General features: G+C 67.3%; 17 protein-coding genes. 12 read left to right on the top strand and 5 right to left on the bottom strand.

The window, feature by feature from the left end; genetic code table 11:
• Positions 1-12 precede the first annotated feature (12 nt).
• The 3 genes from ASD67_RS16915 (at position 13) to ASD67_RS16905 (ending at position 3,784) form a co-directional block, all read left to right on the top strand.
• Positions 13-1,008, top strand: coding sequence for an aspartate carbamoyltransferase catalytic subunit (locus tag ASD67_RS16915; RefSeq protein WP_056349820.1), 996 nt, complete (start codon positions 13-15; stop codon positions 1,006-1,008).
• Positions 999-2,222, top strand: a complete 1,224-nt coding sequence (locus ASD67_RS16910) for a dihydroorotase (protein WP_082545126.1) — start codon at positions 999-1,001, stop codon at positions 2,220-2,222. The genes ASD67_RS16915 and ASD67_RS16910 overlap by 10 nt, the downstream gene beginning before the upstream one ends.
• A 398-nt stretch (positions 2,223-2,620) precedes the next feature.
• Positions 2,621-3,784: a helix-turn-helix transcriptional regulator gene (locus ASD67_RS16905; protein ID WP_056349818.1), complete on the top strand. Its 1,164-nt coding sequence runs from the start codon at positions 2,621-2,623 to the stop codon at positions 3,782-3,784.
• Positions 3,785-3,891: 107 nt separating this feature from the next.
• Here the strand turns inward: ASD67_RS16905 and ASD67_RS16900 are convergent, their stop codons facing one another.
• The 3 genes from ASD67_RS16900 to ASD67_RS16890 are packed head-to-tail and all read right to left on the bottom strand — an operon-like array spanning position 3,892 to position 6,701.
• Positions 3,892-5,274, bottom strand: a complete 1,383-nt coding sequence (locus ASD67_RS16900) for an SPOR domain-containing protein (RefSeq protein ID WP_056349816.1) — start codon at positions 5,272-5,274, stop codon at positions 3,892-3,894.
• 20 nt (positions 5,275-5,294) lie between these two features.
• The gene (locus ASD67_RS16895; protein ID WP_056352058.1) at positions 5,295-5,960 is read right to left on the bottom strand and encodes a hypothetical protein; all 666 of its coding nucleotides are present in this window, start codon (positions 5,958-5,960) and stop codon (positions 5,295-5,297) included.
• A gap of 15 nt (positions 5,961-5,975) precedes the next feature.
• Entirely contained in the window at positions 5,976-6,701 is a 726-nt protein-coding gene (locus tag ASD67_RS16890; RefSeq protein ID WP_056349814.1) for a ParA family protein, read from the bottom strand.
• A 259-nt stretch (positions 6,702-6,960) separates the two neighbouring features.
• On the opposite strand from ASD67_RS16890, the gene ASD67_RS16885 reads away from it, so the two are divergent.
• Together ASD67_RS16885 and ASD67_RS23935 are read left to right on the top strand one after the other, a co-directional pair.
• The gene (locus ASD67_RS16885) at positions 6,961-8,283 is read left to right on the top strand and encodes an SPOR domain-containing protein (RefSeq protein WP_056349812.1); all 1,323 of its coding nucleotides are present in this window, start codon (positions 6,961-6,963) and stop codon (positions 8,281-8,283) included.
• Positions 8,284-8,389: 106 nt separating this feature from the next.
• Positions 8,390-10,684, top strand: a complete 2,295-nt coding sequence (locus ASD67_RS23935) for a calcium-binding protein (RefSeq protein WP_056349810.1) — start codon at positions 8,390-8,392, stop codon at positions 10,682-10,684.
• Here the strand turns inward: ASD67_RS23935 and ASD67_RS16875 are convergent.
• The gene (locus ASD67_RS16875) at positions 10,681-11,031 is read right to left on the bottom strand and encodes a DUF2200 domain-containing protein (protein ID WP_056349809.1); all 351 of its coding nucleotides are present in this window, start codon (positions 11,029-11,031) and stop codon (positions 10,681-10,683) included. The genes ASD67_RS23935 and ASD67_RS16875 overlap by 4 nt on opposite strands.
• Positions 11,032-11,149: 118 nt before the next feature.
• Complete coding sequence (gene serB, locus ASD67_RS16870; RefSeq protein ID WP_056349807.1) at positions 11,150-12,034, bottom strand: phosphoserine phosphatase SerB; 885 nt, start codon at positions 12,032-12,034, stop codon at positions 11,150-11,152.
• Here serB and miaA point away from each other — a divergent pair.
• The 7 genes from miaA (at position 12,033) to bioD (ending at position 19,309) form a co-directional block, all read left to right on the top strand.
• On the top strand, positions 12,033-12,992 hold the full coding sequence (gene miaA / locus ASD67_RS16865; protein WP_056349805.1) for a tRNA (adenosine(37)-N6)-dimethylallyltransferase MiaA: 960 nt from the start codon (positions 12,033-12,035) through the stop codon (positions 12,990-12,992). The two genes, serB and miaA, sit on opposite strands and share 2 nt — an antisense overlap.
• An 85-nt stretch (positions 12,993-13,077) precedes the next feature.
• The gene (locus tag ASD67_RS16860) at positions 13,078-14,832 is read left to right on the top strand and encodes an acetolactate synthase 3 large subunit (RefSeq protein WP_056349803.1); all 1,755 of its coding nucleotides are present in this window, start codon (positions 13,078-13,080) and stop codon (positions 14,830-14,832) included.
• A gap of 130 nt (positions 14,833-14,962) precedes the next feature.
• Positions 14,963-15,478 (top strand): acetolactate synthase small subunit, encoded by a 516-nt coding sequence (gene ilvN / locus ASD67_RS16855; RefSeq protein ID WP_056349802.1) that lies wholly within the window; start codon positions 14,963-14,965, stop codon positions 15,476-15,478.
• Positions 15,479-15,603: 125 nt separating this feature from the next.
• The gene (gene ilvC / locus ASD67_RS16850; RefSeq protein ID WP_056349800.1) at positions 15,604-16,644 is read left to right on the top strand and encodes a ketol-acid reductoisomerase; all 1,041 of its coding nucleotides are present in this window, start codon (positions 15,604-15,606) and stop codon (positions 16,642-16,644) included.
• A gap of 180 nt (positions 16,645-16,824) precedes the next feature.
• Entirely contained in the window at positions 16,825-17,448 is a 624-nt protein-coding gene (locus ASD67_RS16845; protein ID WP_056349798.1) for a DUF6151 family protein, read from the top strand.
• A 116-nt stretch (positions 17,449-17,564) separates the two neighbouring features.
• Positions 17,565-18,701 carry an 8-amino-7-oxononanoate synthase gene (locus ASD67_RS16840; RefSeq protein WP_056349797.1) on the top strand — a complete coding sequence of 379 codons (1,137 nt, stop codon included), beginning with the start codon at positions 17,565-17,567 and terminating at the stop codon, positions 18,699-18,701.
• Complete coding sequence (gene bioD, locus ASD67_RS16835) at positions 18,701-19,309, top strand: dethiobiotin synthase (protein ID WP_056349795.1); 609 nt, start codon at positions 18,701-18,703, stop codon at positions 19,307-19,309. The genes ASD67_RS16840 and bioD overlap by 1 nt, the downstream gene beginning before the upstream one ends.
• Positions 19,310-19,340: the final 31 nt, after the last annotated feature.

Genomic DNA, 19,340 nt, shown 5'->3' with positions numbered 1-19,340 from the left:
CGCTCGGCTTTAATGACAACCTCCACCACCCGACCCGCCAGCGACTATCCGCCCGGTGGCGATGCCTTTCGCCATCGCCACCTGATCGGCATCGCCCAGCTGACCCCGTGGGAGATCAGCTATGTCCTCGACGCCGCCGAAGAGTGGGTCGAACTCAATCGCAGCGGCGCCGCGAAGCATGACGACCGGCTCGCCGGCCTCACGATCATCAACGCCTTTTTCGAAAACTCGACGCGCACGTTGCTGTCGTTCGAAATCGCCGGCAAACGCCTCGGCGCCGACGTCGTCAACATGCACGCCGCGCAGTCGAGCGTGAAAAAGGGCGAGACGCTGATCGACACCGCGATGACATTGAACGCGATGCGCGCCGACGCGATGGTGATCCGTCACGGCAGTTCGGGCGCGGTCCAGCTGATCGCCGACAAGGTCGACTGCCCCGTCCTCAACGCCGGCGACGGACGCCACGAACATCCGACCCAAGCGCTGCTCGACGCGCTCACCATCCGCCGCCGCAAGGGCAAGGTCGAGGGGCTGACGATCGCGATCTGCGGCGACGTCCTCCACAGCCGCGTCGCGCGCTCGAACATCCTCGCGCTCACCCTGCTCGGCAACGAGGTGCGCATCGTCGCGCCGCCGACGCTGACCCCGCCCGCGATCGACCGCATGCATGTCACCAGCTTCACCGACATGGACGAAGGCATCAAGGACGCCGATGTCGTGATGATGCTCCGCCTCCAGAACGAGCGCATGGACGGCGCCTATTTGCCGTCGCCACGCGAATATCACGCGCTCTACGGCCTCACCCCCAAACGCCTCGAAAAGGCCAAACCCGATGCGATCGTCATGCACCCCGGCCCGATGAACCGCGGGGTCGAGATCGACAGCAGCGTCGCCGACGATCCGGTCCGCTCGACGATCACCGAACAGGTCGAAATGGGGGTCGCGGTGCGCATGGCGTGCCTCGACATCCTCACGCGCCGCAAGCGGGGAGTGGAAGGATGGGCGTGACCCCGCTTCACATCGTCAACGCGCTGCTGGTCGACGGCGACACCCCGCGCCCGGGCAGCCTGCTCGCGGTCGGCGGCCGCATCGCCGCGATCGACCCCACCGAAGTTCCCGATGGCACCGAGACCGTCGATGCCAGGGGCCAGTGGCTCGCCCCCGGGATCATCGACCTCGGCGTCTTCGCGACCGACAAGCCCGCCTTCCATTTCGGCGGCATCACCCGCGCCGCGCTGATGCCCGACAGCGGCCCGCTCGACGGCGCCGGCCTCGTCGAGCGCGCCGCCAAGGGCGGCAAACCCGACCTCTGGGTCCATCCGATCGCCGCCGCGACCAAGGGCCTCGCGGGCACCGAACTCGCCGAAATCGGCCTGATGAAACAGGCCGGCGCGCGCGCCATCGCCACCGGCCGCGCGCGTATCGCCGACAGCGGCGTCATGCGCCGCGTGCTGAGCTATGCCGCCGCGCTCGGCCTCGTCACGATCATCCACGCCGAGGACGAGGGCCTCACCGCCGGCGCGGTCGCGACCGATGGCGAGATGGCGACCCGCCTCGGCCTCGCCTCCGCCCCCGCCATCGCCGAGGCGATCGCGATCGCCCGCGACCTCGCGCTCGTCGAGGAAACCGGCGCCCCCGTCCATTTTCGCCAGGTCACCACCGCGCGCGGCCTCGCGCTTGTTCGCGAAGCCAAGGCGAAGGGCCTCCCCGTCACCTGCGGCATCACCCCGGCGCACCTGCTGCTCTCCGACACCGCGATCGGCGATTTCCGCACCTTCGCGCGCCTGTCGCCGCCGCTGCGGTCGGAGGATGATCGTCACGCGTGCCTCGCCGCGATCGCCGACGGCACGATCGACGTCCTCGCCTCGGGCCACGACCCGCGCGGCCCCGAGGACAAGCGCCTCCCCTTCGCCGAGGCCCAGCCCGGCATGGCGGGCGCCGAAACGCTGCTCGCGCTCGGCCTGAATCTGGTCCGCGACGGCCATGTCTCGCCCGGCCGCCTGTTCGAACTGCTCGCGGCCACCCCCGCCTGCCTGCTCGGCGTCGATGCCGGGACACTCGCGACAGGCAAGGACGCCGACCTCATCCTCATCGACGCCGGCACGCCCTGGCAGGTCGATGCGAAAAAAATGGCGGCATGGGCCGGCAACACCCCCTTCGACGGCATGCCGGTCCAGGGCCGCGCGACGATGATGTGGAAGGGCGGCCAGCGCATCCGCTGACCAACGACAATCCTCCCTGTGGCGCAGCCATGGGGAGGTGGCAGCGCGAAGCGCTGACGGAGGGGCCAGGGCGCAACCGTTGCCGCCCCTCCACCATTCGCTTCGCGAACGGTCCCCCTCCCTATCGCTACGCGACAGGGAGGATTTCGCACGCCCCCAACACATCACAAAAAGAAGCCCGCCGGGAAACCGACGGGCTTCAAGAAAAACAGGATGGCCGTTTCCGGCCATCCTGTGCTTGGGTCGCCCCCATGGAATGACCCATTTGACCCCCGCTCGCGCTACCCATATGGGTAGGATCGAAACTTTTTTGCAGGATATGATTATCCGCTGATAAATGGGGACATTCTTCCCCATCCGACCGTCCCGCCCACCGCTGTCGTCTTTTGGGGAAGCCGATGCCGAACGATCAGGTCCAGATTGCGCCGTCCGGCCATAATGCGTCGGCCGAATGGGAGGTCCTCAACGGGCTGATCGGCGAGATTTACGATTCGGTGCTGCACCCCGAACGCTGGAACGAAACCCTCGCCAACATCAGCAACGCGCTCTGCCCGCTGAGCTGGGACGCCGCCTTCATCCTGTGGGAAAGCAGCAATCCGCCCGGCGCGCGTTTCGTCGCGGCGACCGGCCTCGCCGCCGGGGTGCAGGAGATCTATGCCGCGGTCTATGCCGGGCGCCATGAATGGTCGCACAAGATGATGCGCTACGGCAATGGCAGCGTGATCGACAGCAACGACATCATGACCCGCGAAGAGTTTGCCGAGACCGAATTTTCGCGCAATTTCCTGGCCCCCTGGGGGATCGACCGGCTGATCGCGGTGCTGCTCGACCGTCGGGGCGGCGAGCGTCTGGGGCTCTTGCTCCCCGGCCCCGGCGACCGCGACGTCGACCGGCTGAAGCGCGGCCTGCGCACGCTCGCCCCGCACATCCAGCGCGCGATGCGGATCAGCGACCGGCTCGCCACGCTCGAACTCGCCGCCGGCGCCGCACGCGCCGCCGCCGACGCCGCGCCCTTCGCGATCTTCAGCCTCGACGACCAGCTCAACATCCTCGCCGCCAACAGCCGCGCCGGGCAATATGAAAAGGCGGGCTTCATCCACATCGCGGGCGACCGCTTCGCCTTCGCCCATCCCGCCAGCCAGAAACGGCTGCACGACCTCTTGCGCAGCTCCAATCCGGCCGGACTCGCCTTTCAGGCGCTCGGCAAGGACGACCGCGAATGCCCCGTGCTCGTCGCGCGCATCACCCGGCAATCGGCGCCGCAGATCGGCGGCGTCGTGCTCGGCGCGTCGCTGATCGTCACGTTGGGCAGCGCGCCGGGGGAAACCCCGGTGGTCGAGGTCGACCGCGTCGCGCAATGGTTCGGCCTCACCCCGTCCGAAGCGCGCCTCGCGGTCGCGCTCGTTGCCGGCCAGTCGGTGCAGGACTATGCCGCGCGGCGCGCGATCAGCGTCAACGCCGCGCGCTTCCTGCTCAAAGGCGTGTTCCGCAAGACCGGCGCGACCAGCCAGGCCCAGCTCGTCGCCACCCTCGCGCGGCTGCCGGCGGCGAAGGACGGGTAATCCAAATCCTCCCTGCCGCGTAGCGATGGGGAGGATCACCAAAACGAAGAGGGGCGCAGCCTCGCGGCCACGCCCCCTCGTCTCTCCCAAAACCGGAAAGCGCTATATCAGCGCGACGCCAGCCGCACCGGGGTGCCGCGCGCGGCCCACTGGATGCTCTCGCTGCCGCCCATCTGGCGGATGAAACATTTCTGGCCGTCCGCACGCAACTGGCCGCACAGCCTGTCGGCGTCGGCGCGCGTCTTGATGCCGTTGACGGTCAGGCGATAGAAGGTGCGGCCCTTCACGGTCGCGGCGTGACTCGACGCCGGGAAATTCGCCAGCATCGCGTTGCGCGATTTCAGCGAACCCCATTTTTCCTTGGCGATGCCCAGGCTGTCATAAGCGCCCAGCTGCACCGCCCAGCCCGACGGCTTTTTGGCGTCGAAGGCGAGCTGCGGCAGGAATTTGGTCGCCAGCGCGCGCGCCTCTTCGTGGAACGGACGCGCGGCGGCGGCTTCGCCCGCGACGCGCGGCGCGGCGCGATAGGGCGCGGCGTCGGCCATGATTACGGGGGCGGCGGCGGGCACCGGCAGTTCGGTGACCGGCACGACGCCATTGGCATCGCGCTGTGGCATCGGCAGTTCGACGGTGCGGATCGCGGCGGCTTCGACCGCCGGCGGCGGCGGCGCGAAGCTGTCGACCGGCGCCGGGTCGGCGCTCGCCAGCATCATCGGCGCGTCGGCGGCGGCCATCTGCGTGCCAGTGAAATTGCTGAGAGCGAGGCGCACCGGCATCCCGCCATCGGTCTGCGCGGTCACGCCGATCAGGCTCGCGACGCGCAACGCACTGTTGTTGTCATTGGCGAGCTTCGACCATTCGGCCATCCGCCCCTCGACCTTGTCGAGCGACAGGTCCTGCGACGCCAGGATGCGAGCCTGAGCCCAGCGGCCCGACAGCGCGAGCGCGAGCGCGAGATTCTGGCGTGTGCGCGCGGTGGCGCCTTCGGCGCGGGCCGCTTCGGTCAGCACATAGATCGCCGACTCGCTGTCGCCCGCGAGCGCCAGCGCCAGCCCCATGTCGGGCGCGGGCAAGGTATCGCGATGCGCGTTGAGCAGCGCCATCGCTTCGCTCGTCTTGTTCTGCGCGAGGTTGGCGAGGGTCAGCGCGATCACCGTATTGGCATCGGTGGTGCCCAATTCCATCGCTTCGGTCAGCGCGGCGGAGGCCGAGGCGAACCGCCCGTCGCTGAGGTAAGCCTGGCCGAGCAGCGCGCGATAGGCGCCGTCGCGCGGGCTCGCCGCGACCGCGGCTTCGGCGTAGGCGACAGCCTTGCTGACCTTGCCGTCGGTAAGCGCGTCGCGCGCCTTGTCGGCGGACTTCACCGCGGTTTCGGGTTTGCCGAGTGCGTTCGACGGCGCATTCGCCATCTTGTTCATGCTGCAGCCGGTGGTCGTGAGGCCGAGCACAAAGCCCGACACGGCAAGCTTCATCAGCATATTGCGGTTCATGACAGGTCCCCCTTGTTCACTTAGGACTGCATCGTCCGGCGCGACGGGCGCGTGGCCGGCAGGCGGCTCGCCATCGCGTCGATCTCGGGCAGCGTTGACAGAAATTCGTCGAGCAGATCGGTCAGGATCACCTGCGAAGAGCGGTTGGTCACCGCGCTCGCCAGCCGCAGCCGCAGATGGCGCTCGGCGTCGAGGCGCAGCGTGAACGCGGCCTTGTCGCGCGCGCGCAGCGCCCGCGGCGCACGCGGCGCCTTCGGCTCGGCGGGCCGCGCTTCGACCTTGCGCGCCACCGCGGCGACGCGGTCGCTCAGCGATTCCTGCTGGCGGACGATTTCGGGAATGACCGGCAACGGCGCGGGGACGAATTCCTCGGCGGCTTCGCTTTCGCCGAGCCAGTCGACGACCTCGTGGCCGGCGCTGTCCTCGACCGCATGTTCGGCCTCCAGATTATGTTCGGGCACCGATCCGCTGAGCAAAGGCTTCAGGTCGACCATATGCGTCGGTTCGCTCGACTGTACCGGGTCGACGTCATAGCCCATGTCGTTCCAGCCCAGGTCGTCGTAACCGACCGTGTTGACCGGAACCGGGCCGCTGCCGAGCGGCTGGCGGCGCATCGCGGGGCGCGCGGCGCCCTTGCGGGCGAGCAGACCGGCGTTCAGCGATGCGAGGGGTTTGGGTTCGCCCATGGCTTCCATCTCCCCTTACTGACCGGCGATGCGGCGGCCGAAACCACCGCCCATCGGACGGACGGCGCCATAGCCGCCTTGCGACGGCATCGGCGCACCGCTGAACACGGTGCGGCGGAAATTCTTTTCCAGCCGGTCGTTCATATAGGACCACAGCTGGCGGATCTCGTCGGCCGAGCGGCCGTTGGGGTCGACCTCCATCACCGTGCGGCCGTCGATCATCGACGCGGCATAATCGGTGCGGTGATGCAGCGTGATCGGGGCAACGGTGCCATGCTGCGACAGCGCGACCGCGGCCTCGCTGGTGATCTTGGCTTTCGGCGTCGCGCCGTTGACGACGAACACCAGCGGTTTGCCGGCGCGTTCGCACAGGTCGACGGTGGCGCCGACGGCGCGCAAATCGTGCGGGCTGGGGCGTGTCGGGACGACGATCAGCTCGGCAACCCCGATGACGCTCTGGATCGCCATGGTGATCGCCGGCGGGGTGTCGATGACCGCGAGCTTGAAGCCCTGCTGGCGCAGGATTTCGAGGTCCGAGGCGAGCCGTGCGACCGTGGTCTGGGCAAAGGCCGGAAGGTCGGTTTCGCGCTCGTTCCACCAGTCGGCGAGCGAGCCCTGCGGATCGATATCGATCAGGACAACGGGCCCTGCGCCGGCGAGTTGGGCCTGCACCGCAAGGTGCCCCGACAATGTCGTCTTACCCGACCCGCCCTTTTGTGAAGCCAATGCCAAAACGCGCACAGCTGTCCCCCTAATGTGACCACGAATTGGCGGTGGAATGCCACGCGGGGGCCTAAGATTGGGTTAACGATGTGAAAATGACGGTAAACGGTCCGTTGGACATCATGGTAAACAGCGACTTAAGATAAAACTGTGCCGTATCGGATCAGAAACACTCTGGTCGACGCGTCGCTAACGGGGTGTTAGCCATTACCCCCTAGCGCCGGGCCGGGGACTGTCGCCGCCCGGGTCCGGGCTGCTGACGTCAGTGGAGATTGTCATGCGTCTATTCCGCACCATCGCCTTGCTTCCGTTGCTGTCGGTGGCGATGTCCGCCGCACCCGCCATCGCGGCACCCGCGGCGAGCAAGCCCGCCGCCGCGACGCCCAGCGTCAAGGACGGCGTCGATCAATGGGAGGCCGGCAACGCCCAGCAGGCGGTGTCGATCTGGCGCCCGCTCGCGCTCGCTGGCGATCCCGATGCGCAATTCAATCTCGGCCAGGCGTACAAGCTCGGCCGCGGAGTCCCCGCCGACCTCGCGCAGGCCGAAAGCTGGTACCGCCGCGCCGCCAAACAGGGGCATCTTCAGGCCGAGGATAATCTCGGCCTCGTCCTCTTCACCGCCAACCGCCGCGAAGAGGCGATGCCGATGATCGTCCGCTCGGCGGCGCGCGGAGAGCCCCGCGCGCAATATGTCCTCGGCACCGCGCACTTCAACGGCGACCTCGCCGCGCAGGACTGGCCGCGCGCCTATGCGCTCACCAAGCGCGCCAGCGACGCCGGGCTCGGCATCGCCTCGGCGCGCCTCGCCCAACTCGACAGCCTGATCCCGCTCGAACAGCGCCAGGCGGGGCTCGCGATGCTGCCCGAGATGGAAAAGGCCGAACAGCGCGAACGCCTCGCCGCGGTCAACGCCGCCGCGCCGCCGCCGCCCAAGCCCGCCCCCTCGCCGGTCAAGACAGCCAGCCTGCCCGTTTCGGTCCCCGGCACCAGCTACGCGCCGCCGCCGGTGATCAAGGCCGACCCCGGTCCACCGCCGCCCCGCGCGCCCGACCACCTGCCCGCGCCGCCGCCGCCCGGGCCGCGTCCCGCGGTGCCGCAACCGATCAAGACCGCCGAACTGCCGCCGTCGGCGACCGCCAACGCCGCGGCAAGCGCCGCCGCCGAGGCCGCCGCAGCCGCGGCAGCCGCCACCGACGCGAAGGCGGCGCCCGGCACCAGCTACGCCGCGCCGCCCGAAAGCGGCGACCTGCCCCCCGCCGCGCCGCCGAAACCCGCGCCGCCGAAACCCGTGCCCGCTCCGGTGAAGGCCGCCTCGCCCAAACCACAACCCGCGCCGCCCGCCGCCGCCGTCCACACCGTCGGCGCGGACAATTGGCGCGCCCAGCTCGGCGCCTTCTCGCAGGACGGCAACGCCCGCAATCTGTGGGCCGCGCTCGAACGCAAATATCCCGGCCTCGCCGACCGCCAGCCCTATCTCGTCAAGAACGGCAAGCTCACCCGCCTCCAGGCCGGCAATTTCGCGACCAAGGCCGAAGCCGACAAATTCTGCGCCACCGTCGGATCGGCGAGCCAGCCCTGCGTCGTGATGAACAGCAAATAACCGGCGAACCCTCGCCGCTAAATGGCTGTCTTTGCAAGCGGACCATCCGTTGCGCTTTCCCGCTATTCGATTAGGACGCGGGAAGGATCAAGGAGAGGGCTGCGTCATGGCGTTGGATATCTGGAAACTCGAAACCGGCGTCGGCGGTAGTGCTGCGGGTTATCCCGCCAGCTATCGCCTCCCCAACGGCAATTTCGTCGTCATCGTGAACGGCAGCTCCGGCATGGAGTACAGGACATTCGATCTCTTTGGACGCCCCGTTTCCAGCGGCACGATCGACCCCGGTGGCTTCTTCGACATCGACTTCCATGACGACGGGGGTTTCTCGATACTCACGCGCGAGATCGTCAACAACAGCGACGTGCTCAACATGCGGCATTACAATGCCGCGATGGAACCGACCGGGCCGGCGATCCGCATCGCGACCGATTTCCTGCTGACCGGCAGCAATCGCCCCGCCACCATCGAAACGCTGCCCAACGGCACCTATGCCATCGTCTACTCGATGCCCCCTGCCGACGGCGCGAATATCGCGCTCCGCATCGTTGGCGCGAACGGCGTTCCGGGCGACCCTATCCTGATCAACACCACGACGCCGGGCCATCAGCTCGACGCGCGGATCGCGACCAATGGCGACAATCTGTTCATCGCCTGGTGGGACCGCGAAACCGGCGATATCCGCGGTCAGATGATGACGCTGACCGGGCAACGGATCGGCAACGAATTTGCCGTGTCCACCGACGCCGGCGGCTCGTCGGGAAGAGCGCATGTCGAAACCTTTGCGAACGGCAATTACCTCGCAGTGTGGGAGTTCCAGGCGGCGAACGGCGGCTATTCGGCGCACGCGCAACTGTTCGATCCCGACGGCAATCCGATCGGCAGCGAATTTGTCGTCAACGAACGTTCCTCGGCGAGCGCCCCGAATATCACGATCCTGGAGGATGACAGTTTCATCATATCCTATGCCGGCAGCCAGGACGGCACCCCGGCCGCGGGCTTTCGCTGGTTCGACGCCGACGGCACGCCTCTGTCGGATTCGCTGCTGACCATCATGTTGCCGGGTTCTCAAACGTCGCTGGTACCGCTCGGCGACGGCCGCATCGCGGCCTTCGGCGTCAACAGCGGGCTGAGCTTGATCATCCTCGACACCCGCGGCGGTAATCTGAACGGCGACGAGGGCGACAATATCCTCGTCTCCAATCACACCGGCGATTCGACCATCTACGGCTTTGGCGGCAACGACCAGTTCTTCGGCAACGACGATAACGATCTGTTCATCGGCGGCGCCGGCAACGACAGCTTCAAGGGCGGCCTTGGTCAAGACCGCTTCTATGGCGGCACCGGCGACGATGTCTATTATCTCACGGCATTCAGCGACAATATCCATCGCACCGTCTATTTCGAGAATCCCGACGAGGGCAACGACACCGTCATCACCCGCGGTTTCCACTATATGTACGCCAATGTCGAAAATGGCGTGATCGTCGAAGACGCGGGAACTTCCTGGCTCGTTGGCAACGCGTCCGACAATATCCTGACCGGCAATGATTCCGAGAATCTGCTGATCGGCGGCGGCGGCAACGACATCATTTACGGCGGCGGTTCGCGCATCGGCCATCCCGACCATGCGCGCGACAGCCTGTTCGGTGAAGCCGGCGACGATACCCTTTATGGCGGCATCGGCGTCGACTATCTCGCCGGCGGCACGGGCAACGACAAGCTCTACGGCGGCGAGGACGCCGACGCGCTTTATGGCGAGGATGGCGACGATATCCTTGACGGCGGCACAACCTTCGACACCGACATCCTGGTCGGCGGCGCGGGCAACGACCAGCTGTTCGGCAATTCCGGGCTCAATGATTATGACCTGATGGACGGCGGTGCCGGCGACGACATCTATTATGTCGATACCGGCGCCGATCTGACCTTCGAAGCGGTCGGCGGCGGCAACGACACGGTGATTGCGGAAATCAACGTCCCCAATGCCGGCGCCTATCTTTACGCCAATGTCGAAAATCTCGAACTGCGCGGCACAACCGCATTCGGCGTCGGCAACGCCCTCGACAATCGCATCACCGGTAATGCGGTCGCCAACTATCTGCTTGGCGGTGCGGGCAACGACATATTGAACGGCAAGGGCGGCAATGACGTGCTGTTCGGCGAGGCCGGGGCGGACACATTTGTGTTCGAGCGCGGCACCGGCTGCGACGTGATCGGCGATTTCCTTCGCGGTACCGACAAGATCAACCTGGCGGCCTTCGGCTTCACAAGCTTCGCCGCCGTCCAGGCCGGGTTCAGTCAGGTGGGCAGCGACGGCGCGATCAATCTCGGCAACGGCGACTTCATCGTCCTGCACAATGTCAATCTCGGCCTGCTGAGCGCCAGCGATTTCATCCTTTAGCCGCGCAGGATCTTCTCGATCTTCTTGCCCTTCGCCAGCTCGTCGATCAGCTTGTCGAGATAGCGGATCTCGCGCATCAGCGGCTCCTCGATCGTCTCGACGCGGATGCCGCAAATCACCCCGGTGATCAGCTCGCGCGCGGGATTGAGCTTGGGCGCCTGCGCAAAGAAATCCGTGAAACTCGTCGCCGCCGCGAGCTCGGCCTCCAGCGCCTTCTGGTCATAACCCGTCAACCAGCGGAAAATCTCGTCGACCTCGGCCTTGGTGCGCCCCTTCTTTTCGGCCTTGGCGATATAATGCGGGTACACGCTCGCGACGCTGATCGAATAGATGCGGTGTTGGGCCATGCGATCCTCCGACCCACACGATACTCCCCTTGCCCATCCCCGTCACCCCGGACTTGATCCGGAGACCCGCCGTCATCTGTCGGATTTGGAGGTGGGGAGCGGCCGTCGCCGATCGCCCCTAACCCATCACCCACTGCCGCCGCGGATAACCCTGCGCCCACAGCAGCGCCGTCAGGTCATGGTGCCGGATCACCGCCGCCGCCGCCGCGCCCGCCGACGGGTGCGGATAATAGCCTACGCCCAGTCCCGCCGCGGTGATCATCGGGATGTCGTTGGCGCCATCGCCGACCGCCAGCGTCTCGGCGAGCGGCAGGCCGTGCTTCGCGGCCTCGGCCTTCAACGTTTCCAGCTTCGCGGCGCTGTCGACGATCGGCTCGAGCACCCGGCCCGACAATTTTCCGCCCGAAATCTCCAGATGGTTCGCGACCACCTTGTCGAAGCCGATCGCCTCGCCCACCGGGTCGGCAAAGGCGGTGAAGCCCCCCGACACCAGCACCGAATAGGCCCCATGCGCCTTCATCGTCTGGATCAGCGTCCGGGCGCCGCGGGTCAGCCGCACCCGTTCCATCCGGCATTCGGCGAGCACGCCTTCGGCCAGGCCGCCGAGCAGCCCGACGCGCTCGAACAGCGCGGCGCGGAAATCGAGTTCGCCGCGCATCGCACGCGCGGTGATCGCCGCGATCTGGTCCTTGATCCCGGCATAGTCGGCGAGTTCGTCGATGCATTCGACGGTGATCATCGTCGAATCCATGTCGGCGACGATCAATTTTTTGGTCCGGTCGCCCAGCGGCTGCACCACGACGTCGAGCGCGCCATGGTCCATCTTCGCCAATTCGGCGCGCGCGCTGACCAGACTACCCTGAAAGACAATATCGGCGGCGTCGCCGACGTCGAGCCAGTGCGGCGCGCCGACCTCGTGCCCCGTCGCGTCGAGCCGGTCGATGCCTTCGCGAACCACCTCGTCGGTCAGCTTCCCGGCTGCTATCAGCGTCGCTACGAACATGGCATCTCCTTCACTCTCTTCGGCCGCGAGGCCGCCCATCGCGCTTATCGCCGGACCGACCGCCAGCGGCAAGAGCGCTTTGGCGGTGGCCCTTGCCGAGGCGCTTGGCAACGGCGTGGTGATCAACGCCGACGCCAGCCAGGTCTATGCCGACCTCGCCATCCTCTCGGCGCGTCCCTCGACCGAAGAGATGGCGGGGATTCCCCACCGCCTCTTCGGCCATATCGACGGCGCCGAGGCGCATAACGCCGCACGCTGGGCCGGCGAGGCGCGCGCGGCCATCTCGGACGCCCAAGCCGCGGATATGGTTCCCATCCTCGTCGGCGGCACCGGCCTTTATCTGCGCAGCCTGCTCTACGGCATCGCTCCCGTCCCCGAAATCGACCCCACGGTGCGCGACGCGGTGCGCGCGATGGACGTCGCCGACGCCCACGCCGCGCTCGCCGCCGCCGACCCCGCCGCCGCCGCGCGCCTCAATCCCGCCGATCGCACCCGCGTCGCCCGCGCGCTCGAGGTCGTCCGCTCGACCGGCCGCACCCTCGCCGACTGGCAGGCGGCGCAGGAGGGCGGCATCGCGGACGACATCGCGCTCGCTCCCTTCCTCCTGCTGCCGCCGCGCGACTGGCTGCGCGCGCGCTGCGACGTCCGGCTCGACGCGATGTTCGACGGCGGCGCGATCGCCGAGGTCGAGGCTTTGCTGGCGCGCCGCCTCGATCCCGATCTCCCCGTCATGCGCGCGATCGGCGTGCCCCAGATCGCGCGATATCTGCGCGGCGAGATCGACCGCGCCGAAGCCCTCGCGCTCGCCCAGGCCGCCACCCGTCAATATGCGAAGCGCCAGTTTACGTGGTTCCGCCACCAGCCCCCCGCCGACTGGCCACGCCATGAAGAATCATTAAACAAGGATTCCATCAACAAAATAGCAATAATATTACGTGATATGATGTTGACAGGATAGAATCATATACCTATTGCCCGCCGACCTGTTGCAGCGCACAAGCCTCGCCTTTGTGCGCAACGATCGAGAAACGAGGAGTATAGTCGTGACGGAAATGAGTGGTGCCGACATGGTGGTTCAGGCGCTGGTCGACCTCGGGGTCGATACAGTGTTCGGCTATCCGGGCGGCGCGGTCCTTCCCATCTATGACGCGCTCTACAAGCACCCCACGATCAAGCACATCCTCGTCCGCCACGAACAGGCGGCGACCCATGCGGCGGAGGGTTATGCGCGCTCGACCGGCAAGCCCGGCGTCGTGCTCGTCACCTCGGGACCCGGCGCGACCAACGCCGTCACCGGCATCACTGACGCGCTGATGGATTCGATCCCGATGATCGTGCTCACCGGCCAGGTGTCGACCGCGCTGATCGGCACCGACGCCTTCCAGGAATGCGACACCGTCGGCATCACCCGCCACTGCACCAAGCATAATTATCTGGTGATGGACCCCGAACGCCTCGGGCCGATCCTGCATGAGGCGTTTTACATTGCGACCCACGGCCGCCCCGGCCCGGTCGTGATCGACATCCCCAAGAATGTGCAGGTCGCCACCGGCAATTATGTGATCCCCGAAAAGATCGCGCACAAAAGCTATCGCCCGCAGGTCGAGCCCGACGCCGATGCGATTGCCCAGGCTGTGGCGCTGATCGCCGCGGCAGAACGCCCGATCTTCTACACCGGCGGCGGCGTGATCAACGCCGGCCCCGATGCCAGCGCGGCGCTGCGCCAGCTGGTGGCGCTCACCGGCGCGCCGGTCACCTCGACCCTGATGGGCCTCGGCGCCTTCCCGTGCGACGATCCCAAATGGCTCGGCATGCTCGGCATGCACGGCACCTATGAATCGAACATGGCGATGAACCGCGCCGACCTGATCATCGCGGTCGGCGCGCGCTTCGACGACCGCGTCACCGGCCGCCTCGACGCCTTCGCGCCCGAAGCCAAGAAGATCCACATCGACATCGACCGCAGCTCGATCAACAAGATCGTCGCCGTAGACCTCGCCGTCGTCGGCGACGCCGGCCGCGCGCTCGACGCGATCATCGCGGGCTGGCAGGACGCGGGCCACAAGGCGCGCGATCTGGGCGAATGGTGGCGCCGCATCGACGGCTGGCGCGCAACGCGCTGCCTCGACTTCCCCGAAAAGAAGGAAGACGCCGCCGAAATCATGCCGCAGCGCGCGGTCCGCGCGCTGTTCGACGCGACCCGCGGCCGCGACCCGATCATCACCACCGAGGTCGGCCAGCACCAGATGTGGGCGGCGCAGCATTTCGGCTTTTCGGCCCCCAACCGCTGGCTCACCAGCGGCGGGCTCGGTACGATGGGTTACGGTTTCCCCGCCGCGGTCGGCGCGCAGATCGCGCACCCGAACCGCCTCGTCATCTGCGTCGCGGGCGAAGCCAGCATCCAGATGAATATCCAGGAGATGAGCACGGTCAGCCAGTACCGGCTGCCGGTGAAGATCTTCATCCTCAACAATGAATATATGGGCATGGTCCGCCAGTGGCAGGAACTGACCTATGAAAGCCGCTATTCGAACAGCTATTCGGACAGCCTGCCCGATTTCGTGAAGCTCGCCGAAGCCTATGGATGGACGGGCCTGCGCATCGACACGCTCGGCGACCTCGAGGACGGCATCGCGAAGATGATCGACACCCCGGGACCGGTGATCGTCGACTGCCGCGTCGCCAAGCTCGCCAACTGCTTCCCGATGATCCCGTCGGGCGCCGCCCACACCGAAATGCTCCTCCAGCCGAGCGACGTCACCGGCACGATGGACGACGAAGCCAAGGCACTGGTGTGATGCAGCAGAGCGACAATCTTCTCCCCTCCCGCTTGCGGGAGGGGTCGGGGGAGGGCCTGTTGGCCAGCCCCATCCCTCAGACACGCCCTCCCCTAGCCCCTCCCGCAAGCGGGAGGGGGAAAGAACCGACATGAAAATCAAAACCGAAGCGGGCGAGCGCCACGTGCTCGCCGTCACCGTCGACAACGAGGCGGGCATCCTCGCCAAGATCACCGGGCTGTTCTCGGCGCGCGGCTATAATATCGAAAGCCTGACGGTCGCCGATATCAGCGCCGACCATGCCTTGAGCCGGATCACCATCGTCACCTCGGGCCCTCCCGCGGTGATCGACCAGATCATCGCCCAGCTCGACCGCCTCGTCCCCGTCCACAATGTCGTCGACCTCGCCGACCAGGGCGCGCATGTCGAACGCGAGATCGCGCTCGTCAAGGTCGCCGGCACCGGTGAAAAACGCATCGAGGCGCTGCGCCTCGCCGACGTCTTTCGCGCCAAGGTGGTCGACACGACGCTGACCAGCTTCATCTTCGAAATCACCGGGAACAGCGACAAGGTCGACCGCTTCATCGCGCTGATGCGCGAATGCGGGCTGGTCGAAGTCGGCCGCACCGGCGTCGTCGCCATCGCCCGCGGGGCGGAGGCGGTTTAGAGTTTACGTATTGGGTTTCAACTATCGTCACCCCGGACTTGATCCGGGGTCCCGCTAAGCAACTGCGAAAAGCGGGACCCCGGGTCAAGCCCCGGGGTGACGGAAGAGAAATAGGGAAGAAAGACATGCAGGTTTATTACGATCGCGACGCCGACCAGGATCTGATCAAGAACAAGAAGGTCGCCGTCGTCGGCTACGGCAGCCAGGGCCACGCCCATGCGCAGAATATGCGCGACAGCGGCGTCAAGGAGGTCGCGATCGCGCTCCGTCCCGGTTCGGCGACCGCCAAAAAGGCCGAAGCCGCCGGCTTCAAGGTGCTGACCAACAAGGAAGCCGCCGAATGGGCCGACGTGATCATGATCGCCGCGCCCGACGAGCATCAGGCGAAAATCTACGCCGACGACATCGGCCCGAACATGAAGCCCGGCGCCGCGCTCGCCTTCGCCCACGGCCTCAACATCCACTTCGGCCTGATCGAAGCGCGCCCCGACATCGACGTCTTCATGGTCGCCCCCAAGGGTCCCGGCCACACCGTGCGCAGCGAATATCAAAAGGGCGGCGGCGTCCCCTGCCTGATCGCGGTCGCACAGGAAGCGCAGGGCGCGGGTTCGTCGGGTAACGGCTTCGCCAAGGCGCTCGCGCTCAGCTACGCCTCGGCGGTCGGCGGCGGCCGCAGCGGCATCATCGAAACCAGCTTCAAGGAAGAGTGCGAAACCGACCTCTTCGGTGAACAGGCCGTGCTGTGCGGCGGCATCACCCACCTGATCCAGGCGGGTTTCGAGACCTTGGTCGAGGCGGGCTACGCCCCCGAAATGGCCTATTTCGAATGCCTCCACGAAACCAAGCTGATCGTCGACCTCCTCTATGAGGGCGGCATCGCGAACATGCGCTATTCGATCTCGAACACCGCCGAATATGGCGACATCAAGACCGGCCCGCGCATCATCACCGCCGAGACCAAGGCCGAAATGAAGCGCGTGCTTCAGGACATCCAGTCGGGCCGCTTCGTCAAGGACTTCGTCCTCGACAACCAGGCCGGCCAGCCCGAGCTGAAGGCGAGCCGCAAGGCCGCCGCCGCGCATCCGATCGAACAGGTCGGCGGCGAACTGCGCGCGATGATGCCGTGGATCGCCAAGAACCAGCTCGTCGACAAGTCGAAGAACTGACGGAAAATCCTCCCTGTCGCTAAGCGATGGGGAGGGGGACCGTTCGCGAAGCGAATGGTGGNGCGACCTCGGCGTCATCGCCCCTCCGTCAGCGCTCCGCGCTGCCACCTCCCCATCGCTCCGCGACAGGGAGGATCGCACGGCCTTCCGCATTCGCAGACGAACGGCTAGGACCGCAGCATGTCCTCCGACCTCGCCTTCGCCTGCCAATGCGGCACCGTTTCCGGCACCCTCCTCGATGTCGGCCCCGGCCAGGGCGACCATGTCATATGCCATTGCACCGACTGCCAGGACCTGACGCGCCACCTCGGCCACGCGAGCCACGTGCTCGACGCGCATGGCGGCAGCGCGCTCTACCAGTCGCGCTGCGCCCGCATGCGCCTCACATCGGGCCGCGACCGGCTCGCCTGCGTCCATCTGACCGACAAGCCGACGCTGCGCTGGTATGCGACCTGCTGCAACATGCCGGTGTTCAACAGCTATGCGAACGGCAAAATCCCCTACATCACCACCCAACTCGCCGCCTGCGACCCGGCGACGCGCGCCGCGCTGGTCGGCCCGCCGCTTGGCCACCTCTTCACGCACGACGGCATCGGCGACACCAGCGCGCTGCCCAGGATGAGCATGGGCCAGCTCATGCGCCGCTTCTTCCCGCGGATGATCAAGGACATGCTCTCGGGCGATCGCCGCCGCTGCGAACTGTTCGACGCCAAGACGCTCCAGCCGATTGCGGAGCCGCGTCGCCTGACCGCCGAAGAACGGCAGGCGTTACGCGAAGGCTCAACAAAAACGGCCACGCATTGATCAACGCCGTCATTGCGAGCGGAGCGAAGCAATCTACAGCGGTCGCCCTTGCGCAGCGCGATAGCTGGAGATTGCTTCGTCGCTCCGCTCCTCGCAATGACGTGTGAGAGATTATCATGACACCCTCCCCCTTCGCCGCCCACCACGCCGACCTCGCCGCACTCGCAGCCGACGACCGCCGCCGCACCCTCGTGCCGCGCGCCGGCATCGACTTCGCCTCGAACGATTATCTCGCCCTCGCCGGCTCCTACGTCCTCAACGAAGCCGTCGCGCAGGGCCTCCAGCGCGGCCTGCCGGCCGGCTCGGGCGGCTCGCGCCTGCTGCGCGGCAACCACGAAGAGCATGAAGCATTGGAGGCCCACGCCGCGCGCCACTACGGCAGCCAGGCGGCGCTCTTCTTCCCCACCGGCTTCGCCGCCAACGCCGCGCTGTTCGCGACGCTGCCGCAGCGCGGCGACCTGATCGTCCACGACGACCTCATCCACGCCAGCGCCCACGACGGCATGAAGCTCGGCCGCGCCGACCGCGTCGCCGCCGCGCACAACGACCCGCAGGCGTTCGACGACGCGATCGCCGCCTGGCGCGCCAGGGGAGGCACCGGCACCCCGTGGATCGCGGTCGAAAGCCTCTATTCGATGGACGGCGACCGCGCCCCGCTGGCCGACCTCGCCGCGGTCGCCGACCGCCATGACGCGGTGCTGATCGTCGACGAGGCGCACGCCACCGGCGTCTACGGCCCCGCCGGCGCCGGCCTCGCCCACGCGCTGGCGCCGCGCGACAATCTCGTCACCCTCCACACCTGCGGCAAGGCGCTCGGCTGCGAAGGCGCCCTGCTCTGCGGTCCCGCGATCGTGCGCGATTTCATCGTCAACCGCGGCCGCCCCTTCATCTTCTCGACCGCCCCCTCGCCGCTGATGGCCTGGCTCGTCCGCCAGGCGCTCGAAATCGTCGCGGGCGAACCCGAACGCGCCGCCCGCCTCCACGACCTCGTTGCCCACGCCGAAACCCGCCTCGCCGCGCTCGGCCTGCCCGCCAGCGGCAGCCAGATCATCCCGGTCGTCATCGGCGACAACGCCCGCACGATGCGCATCGCCGGCGCGCTGCAGCAAGCCGGCTTCGACGTCCGCGGCATCCGCCCCCCCACCGTCCCGCACGGCACCGCCCGCCTGCGCATCGCGATCACCCTCAACGTCGGCGAGGCCGACATCGACCGGATGACCGACACCCTCGCCGCCGCAATGGCCGACGCCTGATGCCGCGCTTCTTCGTCACCGGCACCGACACCGGCATCGGCAAGACCGTCTTTGCCGCCGCGCTCGCGGGGGCGACCGGCGCCCCCTATTGGAAACCCGTGCAGGCCGGCCTCGACGATGAAACCGACAGCGAGGTCGTCGCCCGCCTCGCCAACGTCGCGGTGGTGCCCGAGGCCTACCGCCTCGTCACCCCCGCCTCGCCCCACCGCGCCGCCGCAATCGACGGCGTGACCCTCGACCCCGACCAGCTCACGCCTCCCGAGGGCGACCTGATCATCGAAGGCGCCGGCGGCGCCCTCGTCCCGCTCACCCGCACTTTGCTCTACGCCGACATGTTCGCGCGCTGGCAGATCCCGGTGATTATCTGCGCGCGCACCGCGCTCGGCACGATCAACCACAGCCTGCTGACGATCGAGGCGTTGCGCGCCCGCGACGTCCCGATCCACGGCCTCGCCTTCCTCGGCGACGCGGTCGAAGACAGCGAGGCGATCATCACCGAGATATCGGGCCTCCGCCGCTTAGGCCGCCTGCCGATCATCGATCCGTTGACGCCCGAGAAGCTGGCGGCGGCGTTCAGCGCAAATTTCGATCTCGCGGACTTTCAATAGATATTCGTCATCCCGGCGAAGGCCGGGATCC

The organism is Sphingopyxis sp. Root1497 (assembly GCF_001427085.1).
GTDB lineage: Bacteria > Pseudomonadota > Alphaproteobacteria > Sphingomonadales > Sphingomonadaceae > Sphingopyxis.
Note: the sequence above shows the minus strand (reverse complement) of the source record. Positions and strands in the feature narration are given on the sequence as shown.